This is a genomic window from Parafrankia sp. EUN1f, from assembly GCF_000177675.1.
Lineage (GTDB): Bacteria > Actinomycetota > Actinomycetes > Frankiales > Frankiaceae > Parafrankia.
The window spans coordinates 85,169-98,517 of sequence record NZ_ADGX01000011.1 but is presented as its reverse complement, the minus strand read 5'-3'; the positions used below and the strand labels follow the sequence as shown (position 1 = coordinate 98,517).

The following is a 13,349-nucleotide window of genomic DNA, read 5'->3' as shown; positions in this document are numbered from 1 at the left end:
ACGGCGTCGCCGACGACAAGCTGATGTACACCTATGTCCCGGACCTCATCCGCTACTACCTGGGTGAGGAGCCGGTCCTGCGCAACATCGACACCTTCCGGCTCGAGGAGCCCGACCAGCGGGCGCACGTACTGGACAACCTCGACGCGCTGGTGGTCAAGCCGGTGGACGGCTCCGGCGGCAAGGGAATCGTCATCGGGCCGCAGGCGACCGAGGCGGAGCTCGCCGAGCTGCGGGCCCGGGTGCTGGGCGACCCGCGCGGCTGGATCGCCCAGCCGGTCGTGAAGCTCTCCACCTCGCCGACGCTCGCCGGCGACCGGCTCGGCCCCCGGCACGTCGACCTGCGCCCGTTCGCCGTCAACGACGGGAACCGGATCTGGGTGCTGCCCGGCGGCCTGACCCGGGTCGCGCTGCCCCGCGGCAGCCTGGTCGTGAACTCCAGCCAGGGCGGGGGCTCCAAGGACACCTGGGTGCTCGCCCCGGAACGGCTCGGGCGGGAGACCGCGCCGCCGATCCGGCGAACCGGGCCGTCCCCGTCGGTGGCGCCCGGGCCCGACCTCGGCCCGCACTCGTCCGACGAGCAGCAGCAACAGCAGTCCGAGCAGCAGAACCAGGCCCGGTCGAGTGCGATGGGGGAGGAGGCGCAGGCGTGCTGAGCCGAATCGCCGAGTCGCTGTTCTGGATCGGCCGCTACGCCGAACGGGCCGAGTGCACCTCGCGCATCCTCGACGTGCATGTCCACCGGGTGCTGGAGGACCCGTGGCTTGACGAGACGTCCGCCGGCGCCGAACTGCTCGCGGTCATGGGCGTCGTCGACCGCTCCGAACCCGCGGACTCGCGGTACGTCACCGAGGTGCTCGCCTACGACGCCGCGAACTCGTCGAGCATCCGAGGATCGCTGTCGGCGGCGCGGGAGAACGCGCGCGGTGCCCGTGTCGTGGTCTCCAGCGAGGTCTGGGAGTGCCTGAACGCCACCTGGAACGAGCTGCCGCACACCGAGGAGCTCGCCCGCCGGATGGGCCCGAACGTCTACTTCCGCTACGTGCGGGATCGCACGGCGATGCTCGCCGGCCTGGTGGACGCCACCCTGGCCCGTGACGACGGGTGGCGTTTCCTCGTGCTCGGCCGGAGCATCGAGCGGGTCGACATGACCGCCCGGCTGCTGTCGTCCAGCATCAGTGAGGACCCCAACTCGCAGAGCTGGATCAGCCTGCTGCGTTCCTGCGGTGCGCACGAGGCCTACCTGCGGACCTACCGGCGGGCGGTGGACGCGGCCCGGGTCTCGGAGTTCCTGCTGCTGGACCGGCTCTTCCCACGGTCCATCTACTGGTCGCTGGCGCTTGCGGAACAGATCCTCGCCGAGCTGGACACCAGTCGTGGGGTGGTGCGGGCGACCGTCGACGACGCCGCGCGCCGCAACGTCGGGCGGGCTCGTACGGAGCTGGAGTTCCGTGGCATCGACGAGCTCGTCGCGGAGATGCCCGACCTGCTCGCGGCGCTGCAACGGACCTGTTCGGCGGTGAGCGCGGCCGTCACGGCCCGCTACTTCGCCCGGGAGAGCCCGCACACCTGGGCCAGCGAGGTACCGGCCTGACCGGTGTGCCACGCCGTGGGGTCACGGAGCTGAGGGATTACGGAGCTGAGGGGACGAGGAGACACGCGACGATGAGCTGGCAGATCCGGATCGAGCACTCGACGGGCTACCGGTATGCGAGCCCGGTGATCTCCTCGTACAACGAGGCGCGGATCATCCCCCAGACCGGGGACCGCCAGCTGACGCTGGAAGCCACGGTACGGACCGAGCCGGCCTCGTCCACCTACCGGTACTGGGACTACTGGGGGACCCAGGTCACCGCCTTCGACCTGCACACCCCGCACACCGAGCTCGTCGTCACCGGGCGTTCGGTGGTGCAGACGACGCCCGCGCCGCAGCCCCCGGTGGACGTCCCGAGCTGGCGGGATCTCGCCGACGACACCGTCGCGGACAGGTTCGTCGAGTTCGTCCGGCCCACCGTCTCGACACCGGAGCATCCCGAGCTGGTCGCGGCGGCACGCGAGCTCGCCGCCACCCACAGCCCCGCGGACTTCCTGCCCGCCGTCGGTGACTGGGTGCGGGAGAAGCTGACCTACCAGCCCGGGACGACGGAGGTGCGTACGTCCGCCGTCGAGGCCTGGGAGCAGGGGGTCGGGGTCTGCCAGGACTTCGCCCACCTGGCCCTGGTGCTGATGCGGGCCGCGGGCATGCCGGCGCGGTACGTGTCGGGCTACCAACACCCGTCGGCGGACGCCGAGGTGGGGGAGACCCTCAGCGGGCAGAGCCACGCCTGGGTCGAGGGCTGGCTCGGCCAGTGGTGGGCCTTCGACCCGACCAACGGGGTGCCGGCCGGCGAACAGCATGTCGTCGTCGCGCGTGGGCGTGACTACCACGACGTGCCGCCCCTGCAGGGCGTGTACTCGGGCGGTGAGTCGACGTCCCTCGGGGTGACGGTCGCGGTGACCCGCCTGGGCTGAACGCCCAGCCGCCCGGTCAGGCCTCGAGGATGGTGATCGCGTCGGTCGGGCAGGTCTCGGCGGCCTCATCAAGATCGTCTCGGAGGTCCTCGTCGGGCTCCTCGTCGCGGAGATAGAGGTAGCCGTCGTCTCCGAGCTCGAAAACATCGGGTACTAGCTGGACGCAGGTACCGCTGCTCGCGCAGCGGTCGAAGTCGACGTGGACCTTCATCCGTTCGCTCCGGGGCTGGTCGCGGCCTCGATCGGGAGCGATGGTCCCACAGCGTGGCGGCCCGCGTCCGTGCTCTCGGCAACATGTCGACGACACGGCCTGGAGCACGGCGCGAGGTGCGCGCCTCGCGCCGTGCTCCAGGCCGCTGTCCGCGCTCTGTGATCTGCGGCTTGGCAATCGTGGCCCACGGTCCGTGGGTTGTGGCCGCGGCCCCGACGTCAGACCGACTTGATCGCGGAGACGTCCAGCTCGATCTTGATCTTGTCGCTGATCAGCACGCCGCCGGTCTCCAGCACGGCGTTGAACGTGATGCCGAAGTCCTTGCGGCTGATGCTCGTCGCGCCGGTGAAGCCGGCCCGGATGTTGCCGAACGGGTCCTTCGAGCTGCCCTCGAACGTGATCGCGAGCTCGACGGGCCGGGTGACGCCGCGGATGGTGAGGTCTCCGGTCAGCACGTAGCTGTCCTCGTCGGAGCCGGTCTTCGCGCCGGTGCTGACGAAGGTGATCGTCGGGAACTGCTCGACGTCGAGCAGGTCGGCCGACTTGACGTGCCCGTCGCGGTCGGGGGTGCCGCTGTCGAACGTGGCGGTCTCGATGGTCACGTTCGCGGTCGACGCGGTCGGGTTGGCACCGTCGAGCTCGAGGGTTCCCTGCACGCCGGTGAACTGGCCGCGCACGGTGGTCACCATCGCGTGGCGCGCGGCGAAGCCGATCCGGGTGTGCGCGGGGTCGAGGGTCCAGGTGCCGGTCAGGTCGGTCAGGGGGGTGCTGGCTGGAGCGGTCATCGCGGATCTCCTCGTGGTGGTCGTCGGGTGTCGGGTGTCGCCCGTTCGTGCCGCCGAGCGTGCTGGCGGGCTCGGCTTCGTTCGGTACGTTACTTGAGCCGTCAACCAAAGTGTTCGCGGGTCCATTCCGCATCTGTGGATGAGAACTGGATGTCCACAGGGGGACGCCCAGGATCCAGGGGCACCCGGATTGTTCCTACGTTGCGTGCATGCACAGGCACTCATCGCGTCAGGAAAGTCGCAGGGGACGCACCGCCGGCGGCGGCACCCACCATGCCGATCGCGCCGGTCACGCCGCCGCCGCCCACGTCGACGACGCCGTGACCGAACCGCTGGGGCGGTCCTGGCCGGCGTTCCCGCCGTCAACCCGGCATCCGAGCCGGGGCACCGGGCCGCTCGGCGAGCTGGACGCCGGCTGGACCGCCAGCGGGTCCGACGACTGGTCTGACGACTGGTCCGACCTCGATGGCGACGGCTGGTCCGACGAGTGGGCGGGCAGCCGGTCGGTCGATAACCGACGCGGGGCTCATCCCGATCCCGAAGATCTCGATGATCGTGACGATCTCGAAGCCCTGGGGGATCCTGACGATGTCAGCCGCGCTGGCGGTGCCGGTGCTGGTGGCCACCACGGCCTGGAAGGCCACGGCCGGCGCGGGAGGCACCGCCAGCTGTCCGACCGCCTGCCGCCCGCGCTGCGCGGTGCGATCCTCGCGCCGAGCGCGCGGGCGGCCCTCGTGCTGGTCGTGGTCGCCGTCGCGGCCGCGGCGACTGCCGGCTGGCTGGCCTGGCGCGGTCGGCCGGTGGAGCTCGCCTCGAAGGGGCCGGGCCAGCCGGCTCTCGTGGCACAGGAGGCCACGGCGACCACGCGGCCGGCCGCGGGCTCCTCGGTTTCGGGGGCATCGGCGCCGGCGATGCCCACCTCTTCGCCCGGGCGTCCGGCGGGCACGGAGTCGAAGGCCGGGCAGGAGATCGTCGTCGACGTCGCCGGCCGGGTCGCCCGGCCCGGAGTGGTGCGGCTGCCGGCCGGATCCCGGGTCGTCGACGCGCTGACGCTGGCCGGCGGAGCGCTGCCGGGCACCGACACGACCGGGCTCGCGCTGGCCCGCGTCCTGACCGACGGCGAGCAGATCCTGGTCGACGGCCGCGCTGGGCCGGCGCCACCACCCTCCGGGGGCGGGCAGGCCGCCGCAGGCGCGGCGGGTGGGGCAGGTTCGGCTGCGGGTGGCGGTCAGACGCCGCTCGACCTCAACGCGGCCACAGCGAGCCAGCTCGACGAGCTGCCCGGCGTGGGCCCGGTCCTGGCCCAGCGGATCGTCGACTGGCGCGCCGCGAACGGGCCCTTCACGTCAGCCGACCAGCTGGGGGAGGTCACCGGGGTCGGGGACCGGCGGCTCGCGGATCTGCTGCCGCTGGTGACGGTCTGAATGGTCTCCGTCGTCATGGAGGTCGGCGTCGGTCTTCCGGCCGACGCGAAGGACGCACCTCGAGATCGCCTCGACCTGCGCCTGGCTGTGCCGGCCGGCGCGGTCTGGGCCGGCGCGGCGCTGGGCGGGTACTGGGTGCCCAGCCGGGAGCTCCTGGGAGGCGTTGCCGTCGTTCTGGCGGGCTGTGTGCTCGCGGTGCTCGCCGGGGCGCGGCAGCGGGGCGGCGGGCCGGCCGGCGGGGCTGGCGAGCCCGGGGCGGCGGCTCGCCGGCTGTGTCGCCGTCGCCTTCCTCGCGGCAGGGCTGCTGATCGGAGGCACGGCCGGGCGGGCGAGGGCGGTCGGGCCGCTCGCCGCGCTGGTCCGCGCCGAGCGGACGGTGGAGGCCGTCGTGGTCCTCACCGACGATCCGAAGGTCTCGCGGCCCCCGGCCGGGGCCACCGGCACCGGTGCGGGAGGTCCGGGCGGCGCCGCGGCGACGGCCACGGTGCGAGCCCGCCTTGAGGCGGTCACCGGCCCTGACCGCCGGGTACGCGCCGCGGTTCCCGTGCTGCTGGTCGGGCGGGCGGGCTACCTCGCGGCCTACCTGCCGGGGCAGCGGCTGGGCGTTCGGGCCACGCTCGCCCCTCCAGGGCCGGGCGAGACGATCGCCGCGGTCCTGTTCGCCCGGGCGCCGCCGCACTCGCAGGGGCGGCCGCCCCTGGCGCAACGGGCGGCCGGCTGGTTGCGGGCACGTCTGCGTACGGCGGCGAGTGTGGTCGCCCAGCCTGCGGGTGGGCTGCTCCCAGCCATGGTCGTCGGTGACACCTCGAAGCTCGACCCGGAGCTGAAGGACGACTTCCGCGTCGCCGGCCTGAGCCACCTGACTGCTGTCTCGGGAGCAAATGCCGCCATCGCCACCGGTGCCGTCCTCGTCGTCCTCGGCCGCACCCGGCTCGGTTCGCGGGCCAGGGCGTTCGCCGCCGCGGCGGCGCTCGTCAGCTTCGTGATCCTGGCCCGGCCGTCCGCGAGCGTGGTCCGGGCCGCGGCGATGGGGCTGGTCGGCCTGGCGGCGCTGGCGGCCGGGCGGCCACGTGCCGTCGTTGCCGCACTGGCGACGGCCGTGATGGCTGTCATCGTGCTGGACCCGACCTTCGCTCTCTCCGCCGGCTTCGCGCTGTCGGTGCTCGCCACCGCCGGGATGGTGGTCTGGGGGCCGGGCTGGTGCGACGGGTTCGAGCGGCGGCTTGCGGCACGCCGGCCGCGGCCGTCGCGCCGGCTCCTCGCCGGTGCCACCCGGATCGCGCAGGCGGTGGCCGTCGCGGCGGCGGCCCAGCTGGCGTGCACTCCGGTGCTGGCGTGGCTCGGCGGTGGCATCAGTCTGGTCGCCATCCCGGCGAACGTGATCGCGGCGCCGGCGGTCGCGCCAGCCACCCTGCTCGGCCTGCTCACCATGGCTGTGGCCACGCTGCACCCGCCCGCGGCCGAGCTGTTCGCGCGGCTGGCGGGCCTGCCGTGCCGGTGGCTTGTGCTGGTCGCCGGCCGGGCGGCCGACCTTCCGGGGGCGGCGATCGGCTGGCCGTCCGGGCCGCTCGGCGCGGCGGCCGCGCTCGCCGGGGTCGTGCTGGCCCTCGCCCTGGCACGGCGTCCGCCGACCCGCCGGCTGCTCGCCGCGGTGATCGCGGGCCTGCTGGTGGCACGCCTGTTCCTGGTACCGAGGCTGGCGGGCTGGCCACCGGCGGGCTGGCGGCTCGTGGCCTGTGACGTGGGCCAGGGCGACGGGCTGGTGCTACGGGCCGGAGCCGGCTCGGCGGTCGTGGTCGATGTCGGGCCCGACCCCGAGCTGATGGCCGCCTGCCTGGCCGATCTCGGGGTCCGGCGGGTGCCGCTTCTGGTGCTCAGCCACCTGCACGCCGACCACGCGGCGGGTCTGAGCGGGGTGCTGGGCCGGTTGCCGGTGGGTGAGATGATCGTGAGCCCGCTGCCCGAGCCGACGGAGCAGTGGGCCGAGGTCGAGCACGGTGCCCGGGCGGCGGGGGTCACGGTCCGCTCGGTGCTCTCGGGCTCGGCCGGTGCGTCCGGCACGGTCGGGGATGTCCGCTGGCAGGTCATCGGCCCGCAGCGGGTCCTGCGTGGCACGGCCAGTGACCCGAACAACGCCAGCCTTGTGCTGCTCGCGGAGGTCGGTGGCGTGACGATGCTGCTGAGTGGGGACGCGGAACCGCCGGAGCAGCGCCAGGTCGCGCGGGCCGGTGCGGTGACGGTGGACGTGCTCAAGGTCGCCCACCACGGGTCCGCTGATCAGATCCCGGAGTTCCTGACCGGGACGGGCGCGCGGGCCGCCCTGATCAGCGTCGGGGTCGGGAACACGTACGGGCATCCGGCGGCCGCGACGCTGGCGAGCCTGCGCGCGGCCGGGATCATCATCGGCCGGACCGACCTGCACGGCGCGGTGGCGGTCGTCCGGCAGCCGTCCGGCCGGGTGGCGCTGGTGGCGCGTCGGCCCGGTCGGATGTGAGGGCGGCGGGGTGGCGTGAGGGCGGCGGGCCGGCGTGACATGCTGATCCGCGTGCCACAGCCCGCTGCCCCGCCGCCGCTCGTCGTCGTGAGCGGTGACGAGGAGCTTCTCGTCGCGCGTGCCGTGCGGGAGGTCCTCGCCGCCGCTCGGGCCCGCGACCCCGAGGTCGAGATCGTCGACCGCGCACCGGGCGAGCTCACCGATGCCGACATGATCGATCTCGGCGCCACCTCGATGTTCGGTGGTGGGCGGGTACTGGTCGTCCGTGGCGCCGCCGAGCTGCCGGAGGATCTGCGGGATGCGTTGCTCGCGTATGTCGGGCGCCCGCTCGACGACGTGACGCTGGTCGTGGTGCACAGCGGCGCGGTGAAGAACCGCAAGCTCGTCGACGTGATGAAGAAGGCCGGCGCCAAGGTCATCCCAGCTGCCAAGATCACCCGGCCGCGTGATCGGCATGACTTCGCGGTGGCCGAGATCCGCCGGCTGGGTGGCCGGACGACCGACGGCGCGATCCAGGCACTGCTCGACGCCGTGGGCGGCGACCTGCGGGAGATCGCGGCCGTGTGCGACCAGCTCGTGGCGGACACCGATGGCGTGATCGACGAGGCCGCGGTGGGTCGCTACCACCGTGGGCGTGCCGAGACCAGTGGCTTCGCGGTGGCGGACGCGATCATCGGTGGCGATCTCGCGGGTGGGCTCACCCTGCTGCGCCAGGCTCTCGAAGGCGGTACCGCCCCGGTGCTGATCACGAGTGCCATCGCTGGTGGCCTGCGTGATCTGGCCCGGGTGGCGGCGGCCGGCGGCGGATCCAAGTGGGACATCGCCAAGGCCCTCGGGATGCCGGACTGGAAGGTAGAACGGGCCCAGCGATCCGCCCGCGGCTGGTCGGACGCCGGGCTGGCACGGGCGATCCGGGCGGTCGCGGTGGCCGACGCTGGCGTGAAGGGCGCGGCCGTGGATGCGGGCTACGCGCTGGAACACCTGCTCCAGGAGGTCGCACGAGCCCGGGGCCGGTCGGTCGGTGCCGAGGAGCGTGGCCGGGCGGAGTTCGCCGGCCGGGGAGGACGAGCACGATGAACGCGTCAGCAGGGGAGCACCGTGACTCCAACGGGCCCGGGGGCCCGGGGCTGCCGGTGACGGGCACGAGCAGGTGCCACCCGGTGGCATGTTCGGCCTACGGGTGCTGCCGGCGGGATGGATGCGCGTGCTGGTCGTCACCGCCACCGTGCTGGTGACGCTGGTCATCGCGATGGGTGACCTGGCCAGCGCCTGGGTTCTGCTGGTGCTCCCACTGGCGGTTGTGGCGCTGGTCGCCTACGCCGAGGTGCTCGAACGCACCCTGGACCGCGACGGCTGATGCGGGCCCGAGCTGAGATCCCCGAGCGCGGGCGGTCGCCGCACGCAGTCGCCCCAAGCACGACAAGGGCCGGGCAATGACAAGGGCCGGGATCTTCCCGCTGGGAAGCCCGGCCCCGACCCGACAGAACGTCAGGCGCTGATGCCCGCGTTCGCCTTCGCCATCGCCGACTTGCGGTTGGCGGCCTGGTTCGGGTGGATGACACCCTTGCTGGCGGCCTTGTCCAGCTTCTTGGCGGCGAGACGGAAGGCGGCGTCGGCGCGCTCCGAGTCACCGGCCTCGACGGCGTCGCGGAAGCGGCGCACGTGGGTCTTCAGCTCGGACTTCACGGCCTTGTTGCGCAGCCGTCGCTTCTCGTTGGTGAGGTTGCGCTTGATCTGCGACTTGATGTTGGCCACGCGGGAGAACCTCTGGGTTTCGAGTCGGGATGGTACCTGTGGAGGCCCGCCGTGCAGAAGATCTCAGCCACCCCGAGATCTCACTTGAGTCCCAGGGACTCGGGCTACCTCAGGACCTGGTCAACTCCAGAACCCGCAGGCTGCCCCAACCAGGGCCCACAGCGAAGCGCTACCGACATTATCAAACCAGCCAGCGGTGCCGGGCGCAGGGCGCGGCCACGAGGGCAGGCGCCTGTGCCCGGCGCGGCGGCCTGTGCCTGGCACGATGGAGGCCTGGCACGATGAAGCACGCGAGACAGACCGACGAGCAGCGAAACGAGACCAGCCCGCGTGTCCGAAGCACCGCACGAGGCAGCCGGCGTCGACCCGGCGTCGATCCGCAACTTCTGCATCATCGCCCACATCGACCACGGCAAGTCCACACTCGCCGACCGGATGCTGGGCGTGACCGGCGTGGTCGAGGCCCGCAACATGCGCGCTCAGTACCTCGACCGGATGGACATCGAGCGCGAGCGTGGTATCACGATCAAGGCGCAGAACGTCCGGCTGCCGTGGCGGGCGGATGACGGTGCGGACTACGTCCTGCACCTCATCGACACTCCCGGGCACGTCGACTTCACCTATGAGGTGAGCCGCTCGCTGGCGGCCTGTGAGGGCGCGGTCCTCCTGGTCGACGCTGCGCAGGGCATCGAGGCCCAGACGCTGGCGAACCTCTACCTGGCGATCGAGAACGATCTCACGATCATCCCGGTGCTGAACAAGATCGATCTTCCGGCCGCGCAGCCCGAGAAGTACGCCGAGGAGATCGCGACGATCATCGGGTGCGATCCGGGTGACGTGCTGAAGGTCTCCGGCAAGACCGGTCAGGGCGTCCCGGAGCTGCTCAACGAGATCGTCCGCCGCATTCCGGCGCCGAGCGGCGATCCGACCGGGCCGACCCGTGCGATGATCTTCGACAGTGTTTACGACATCTACCGCGGTGTGATCACCTATGTCCGGGTCGTGGACGGGACGCTGTCGACCCGTGACCGTTGTCTGATGATGTCCACCGGCGCCAGCCACGAGACGCTCGAGGTCGGTGTCATCTCCCCGGAGCCGCGGCCCACCGGCTCGCTGTCGGCGGGCGAGGTCGGCTACGTCATCCCCGGGGTGAAGGACGTCCGCCAGGCCCGTGTCGGCGACACCATGACCTCGGCGCGCAGGCCGGCGACGGAGATGCTCGGCGGGTACCGCGATCCGCGTCCGATGGTCTACTCGGGCCTGTATCCGCTGGATGGCAGTGAGTACCCGGCCCTGCGCGAGGCGCTGGACAAGCTGCAGCTCAACGACGCGGCGCTGACCTTCGAGCCGGAGACCTCGGCGGCGCTCGGGTTCGGCTTCCGCTGTGGGTTCCTCGGCCTGTTGCACCTGGAGATCGTCCGTGAGCGGCTCGAGCGCGAGTTCGACCTCACGCTCATCTCGACGGCGCCGAACGTGGTCTACCGGGTGGTCATGGAGGACGCCTCCGAGGTCACCGTGACCAACCCCAGCGACTGGCCCGGGGGCAAGATCGCGGAAGTGTACGAGCCGGTGGTCGAGGCGATGCTGCTGCTGCCGACCGACTTCGTGGGCGCGGTGATGGAGCTGTGCCAGGGCCGCCGCGGTGTGCTCAAGGGCATGGACTACATCTCCACGGACCGGGTGGAGCTGAAGTACACGCTGCCCCTCGGTGAGATCATCTTCGACTTCTTCGACGCGCTGAAGTCACGCACCCGCGGCTACGCGAGCCTCGACTACGAGCCCGCGGGCGAGCAGACGTCCGATCTGGTCAAGGTGGACATTCTGCTCCAGGGGGAGGCTGTCGACGCGTTCTCGGCGATCGTGCATCGGGAGAAGGCCTACGCGTACGGGGTCGCGATGACCTCGAAACTCCGTGAGCTGATTCCGCGCCAGCAGTTCGAAGTGCCGATCCAGGCCGCGATCGGCAGCCGGATCATCGCCCGGGAGAACATTCGCGCCATCCGCAAGGACGTGCTCGCCAAGTGCTATGGCGGTGACATCAGCCGCAAGCGCAAGCTGCTGGAGAAGCAGAAGGAGGGCAAGAAGCGGATGAAGACCATCGGTCGGGTGGAGGTCCCGCAGGAGGCCTTCATCGCCGCCCTGTCGACGACGGAGAGCCCGAGCTCGTCGGGGTCGAAGCCGGCGCGCTGACGGGGCGCGTGTGCCCGGCCCGGTCCCGGTCCTGCTCGACCGGCCGGGCGTGGCTGGCACGGCAGGCATGGTGGGGAGTCCGCGCCGGGGCTCCGATGCCCGGCGTCAGGTGCCGGGCATCGGCGGCTCCGGTCGCGATGCCTCCGGGCGTGGCGGCGGGCCAGACCGTGCCGATGGATCAGACCGTGCCGAATGGATCAGACGGTGCCGGCGGGTCAGACGGTGTCCGTGGGCGGGCCGATCCGGGGAACGCGGATCGGCTCGGTGGCCGGCTCGGCCTCCGCGAAGCCGAGCGCCAGGACGGATCCTGACCGGTACTCCGTGGTTCGTGGTGGTAGCAGTTCCTCGATGGTCACGATTCCACTGGTGAGCTCCTCCTGCATGGTCGGATCATTTCGCAGCCAACTCGACTGAGCCATGACCGGTTGCCCACCGTTTGGCCCTGCCACTGTCAACAGATCGCAAACATGTGATTCCGGCCCCGAGCGGGCGCCGACGGTGCCTCGGATGGCGCATTCGGGCGGCCCGTGAGCCTCCTTGTCCGATACTGGTCCTGATGTCGCCAGGTGATGATCGAATCACTGTGGCGGGGCCTGTTGACAAAACAGAGCGTTGCGGTCTGTGCGCGCGTTGGGAGCACACTGGGGTCATGCCATCCAAGCCTCTCGAAGGGGCGCCGGCGCCCGTCGACGGCGCACTCCCCGACGCCGCGCTCGCCACGGTCGGTTCCCGGCCGTTCGGCGTCTACGTTCACGTCCCGTACTGCGCGGCACGCTGCGGCTACTGCGACTTCAACACCTACACCCCGGCCGAGCTCGGCGCGGGCGGCCAGGGTGGGGCCGCGTCCTTCGTCGACTCCATCGCCACCGAGGCCCGCCTCGCGCGTTCGGTTCTGGGCGAAGGGGAGCTGCCCGTGGCGACGGTCTTCGTCGGCGGTGGCACCCCGACGCTGCTGCCCGCCTCCGATCTGGCGAAGGTGCTGCGGATCCTGGACGACACCTTCGGCCTGGCGGGCGACGTGGAGGTGACGACCGAGGCCAACCCGGAGTCCGTCGACCTGGAGGCACTCGAGCATCTGCGGGCCAGCGGATTCACCCGGATCTCCTTCGGCATGCAGAGCGCCCGCCCGCACGTGCTGGCCGCGCTGGACCGCCAGCACACTCCCGGCCGGGTCGCCGAGGTCGTGGGCTGGGCCCGCCAGGCCGGCTTCGAGCAGCTCAGCCTCGACCTGATCTACGGCGCACCGGGGGAGTCGGAGGCAGACTGGGCGGCCAGCCTGGAGGCGGTCATCGAGCTCGCTCCGAACCATGTCAGCGCCTACTCGCTGACGGTGGAGGAGGGCACGAAGCTGTCCCGGCGGGTCCGCCGCGGCGAGCTCCTGGAACCGGATGACGACCTGTTGGCGGATCGCTACCTACAGGCGGACGAGGCGTTCGCGGCCGCCGGGCTGAGTAACTACGAGATCAGCAACTGGTCCCGCGACCGTGCCTCCTGGTGCCGGCACAACCTGGGCTACTGGCGGGGCGACGACTGGTGGGGCCTGGGGCCGGGCGCGCACAGCCATGTCGGTGGGGTCCGGTGGTGGAACGTCCGCCACCCCACCGAGTACGCGACGAGGGTCGGCGCGGGCCGCAGCCCGGCCGCCGCCCGTGAGGTGCTCGACGCCGCCGCGCAGCGGGTCGAACGGGTCATGCTGGGGGTGCGGCTCGTCGAGGGGCTCGAGGCGGTCGCGCTGTGCGATCGGGGGCGGGCGGCGGCCGACGAACTGGCGGCGGACGGCCTCATCCTCGACCGGCAGCTCGCGGCCGGGCGGGTGGCGCTGACCCGCCGCGGTCGTCTGTTGGCCGACACCGTGGTGCGTGCGCTGCTGCCCGACTGAGCGGCGGCCCTCGCCCGACTGGGCGGCGGCCCTCGCCCGACTGGGCGGCGGCCCTCGCCCGGCTGGGCGGGGCGGCTACCCGGCCGGGCTGCTGTGCCAG

At 72.3% G+C, this 13,349-nt stretch carries 13 protein-coding genes; 9 read left to right on the top strand and 4 right to left on the bottom strand.

The window, feature by feature from the left end; genetic code table 11:
* The 3 genes from FREUN1FDRAFT_RS05105 to FREUN1FDRAFT_RS05095 all read left to right on the top strand — a co-directional run.
* Positions 1-656: circularly permuted type 2 ATP-grasp protein (locus FREUN1FDRAFT_RS05105; RefSeq protein ID WP_006538894.1), on the top strand; the 656-nt coding region annotated here is incomplete at its 5' end.
* Entirely contained in the window at positions 650-1,594 is a 945-nt protein-coding gene (locus FREUN1FDRAFT_RS05100; RefSeq protein ID WP_006538893.1) for an alpha-E domain-containing protein, read from the top strand. The genes FREUN1FDRAFT_RS05105 and FREUN1FDRAFT_RS05100, both read left to right, overlap by 7 nt.
* A gap of 71 nt (positions 1,595-1,665) precedes the next feature.
* Positions 1,666-2,511 (top strand): transglutaminase family protein, encoded by an 846-nt coding sequence (locus FREUN1FDRAFT_RS05095; RefSeq protein WP_006538892.1) that lies wholly within the window; start codon positions 1,666-1,668, stop codon positions 2,509-2,511.
* Positions 2,512-2,527: 16 nt separating this feature from the next.
* Here FREUN1FDRAFT_RS05095 and FREUN1FDRAFT_RS05090 read toward each other — a convergent pair whose 3' ends face one another.
* A complete protein-coding gene (locus FREUN1FDRAFT_RS05090) occupies positions 2,528-2,722 on the bottom strand; it encodes a ferredoxin (RefSeq protein ID WP_006538891.1) in 195 nt (64 codons plus the stop codon).
* Between the two features lie 218 nt (positions 2,723-2,940).
* On the bottom strand, positions 2,941-3,507 hold the full coding sequence (locus FREUN1FDRAFT_RS05085) for a YceI family protein (protein ID WP_006538890.1): 567 nt from the start codon (positions 3,505-3,507) through the stop codon (positions 2,941-2,943).
* 209 nt (positions 3,508-3,716) lie between these two features.
* Here FREUN1FDRAFT_RS05085 and FREUN1FDRAFT_RS41045 point away from each other — a divergent pair, with 209 nt between their 5' ends.
* The 4 genes from FREUN1FDRAFT_RS41045 to FREUN1FDRAFT_RS05065 all read left to right on the top strand — a co-directional run bounded on the left by FREUN1FDRAFT_RS41045 (position 3,717) and on the right by FREUN1FDRAFT_RS05065 (position 8,782).
* Positions 3,717-4,931 carry a ComEA family DNA-binding protein gene (locus tag FREUN1FDRAFT_RS41045; RefSeq protein ID WP_006538889.1) on the top strand — a complete coding sequence of 405 codons (1,215 nt, stop codon included), beginning with the start codon at positions 3,717-3,719 and terminating at the stop codon, positions 4,929-4,931.
* A 163-nt stretch (positions 4,932-5,094) separates the two neighbouring features.
* On the top strand, positions 5,095-7,425 hold the full coding sequence (locus FREUN1FDRAFT_RS05075) for a ComEC/Rec2 family competence protein (RefSeq protein WP_232295054.1): 2,331 nt from the start codon (positions 5,095-5,097) through the stop codon (positions 7,423-7,425).
* Positions 7,426-7,464: 39 nt separating this feature from the next.
* Entirely contained in the window at positions 7,465-8,502 is a 1,038-nt protein-coding gene (gene holA / locus FREUN1FDRAFT_RS05070; protein WP_035950047.1) for a DNA polymerase III subunit delta, read from the top strand.
* A gap of 88 nt (positions 8,503-8,590) precedes the next feature.
* Positions 8,591-8,782: a hypothetical protein gene (locus FREUN1FDRAFT_RS05065; RefSeq protein ID WP_006538886.1), complete on the top strand. Its 192-nt coding sequence runs from the start codon at positions 8,591-8,593 to the stop codon at positions 8,780-8,782.
* A gap of 131 nt (positions 8,783-8,913) precedes the next feature.
* Here the strand turns inward: FREUN1FDRAFT_RS05065 and rpsT are convergent, their stop codons facing one another.
* Entirely contained in the window at positions 8,914-9,180 is a 267-nt protein-coding gene (rpsT, locus tag FREUN1FDRAFT_RS05060) for a 30S ribosomal protein S20 (protein ID WP_006538885.1), read from the bottom strand.
* Between the two features lie 330 nt (positions 9,181-9,510).
* Between rpsT and lepA the strand changes: the two genes are divergently transcribed.
* Positions 9,511-11,370 carry a translation elongation factor 4 gene (gene lepA / locus FREUN1FDRAFT_RS05055; protein ID WP_006538884.1) on the top strand — a complete coding sequence of 620 codons (1,860 nt, stop codon included), beginning with the start codon at positions 9,511-9,513 and terminating at the stop codon, positions 11,368-11,370.
* A 215-nt stretch (positions 11,371-11,585) separates the two neighbouring features.
* Here lepA and FREUN1FDRAFT_RS43480 read toward each other — a convergent pair whose 3' ends face one another.
* A complete protein-coding gene (locus FREUN1FDRAFT_RS43480) occupies positions 11,586-11,789 on the bottom strand; it encodes a hypothetical protein (protein ID WP_006538883.1) in 204 nt (67 codons plus the stop codon).
* A gap of 230 nt (positions 11,790-12,019) precedes the next feature.
* Here FREUN1FDRAFT_RS43480 and hemW point away from each other — a divergent pair, with 230 nt between their 5' ends.
* Positions 12,020-13,249, top strand: a complete 1,230-nt coding sequence (hemW, locus tag FREUN1FDRAFT_RS05045; protein WP_006538882.1) for a radical SAM family heme chaperone HemW — start codon at positions 12,020-12,022, stop codon at positions 13,247-13,249.
* Positions 13,250-13,349: the final 100 nt, after the last annotated feature.

Excerpts from the sequence above, each read along its gene's own strand:
- FREUN1FDRAFT_RS05090 (WP_006538891.1), bottom strand. The coding sequence starts at position 2,722 with ATGAAGGTCCACGTCGACTTCGACCGCTGCGCGAGCAGCGGTACCTGC.
- holA (WP_035950047.1), top strand. The coding sequence starts at position 7,465 with ATGCTGATCCGCGTGCCACAGCCCGCTGCCCCGCCGCCGCTCGTCGTC.
- FREUN1FDRAFT_RS43480 (WP_006538883.1), bottom strand. The coding sequence starts at position 11,789 with ATGGCTCAGTCGAGTTGGCTGCGAAATGATCCGACCATGCAGGAGGAG.
- FREUN1FDRAFT_RS41045 (WP_006538889.1), top strand. The coding sequence starts at position 3,717 with ATGCACAGGCACTCATCGCGTCAGGAAAGTCGCAGGGGACGCACCGCC.
- FREUN1FDRAFT_RS05065 (WP_006538886.1), top strand. The coding sequence starts at position 8,591 with ATGTTCGGCCTACGGGTGCTGCCGGCGGGATGGATGCGCGTGCTGGTC.
- hemW (WP_006538882.1), top strand. The coding sequence starts at position 12,020 with ATGCCATCCAAGCCTCTCGAAGGGGCGCCGGCGCCCGTCGACGGCGCA.
- FREUN1FDRAFT_RS05085 (WP_006538890.1), bottom strand. The coding sequence starts at position 3,507 with ATGACCGCTCCAGCCAGCACCCCCCTGACCGACCTGACCGGCACCTGG.
- FREUN1FDRAFT_RS05095 (WP_006538892.1), top strand. The coding sequence starts at position 1,666 with ATGAGCTGGCAGATCCGGATCGAGCACTCGACGGGCTACCGGTATGCG.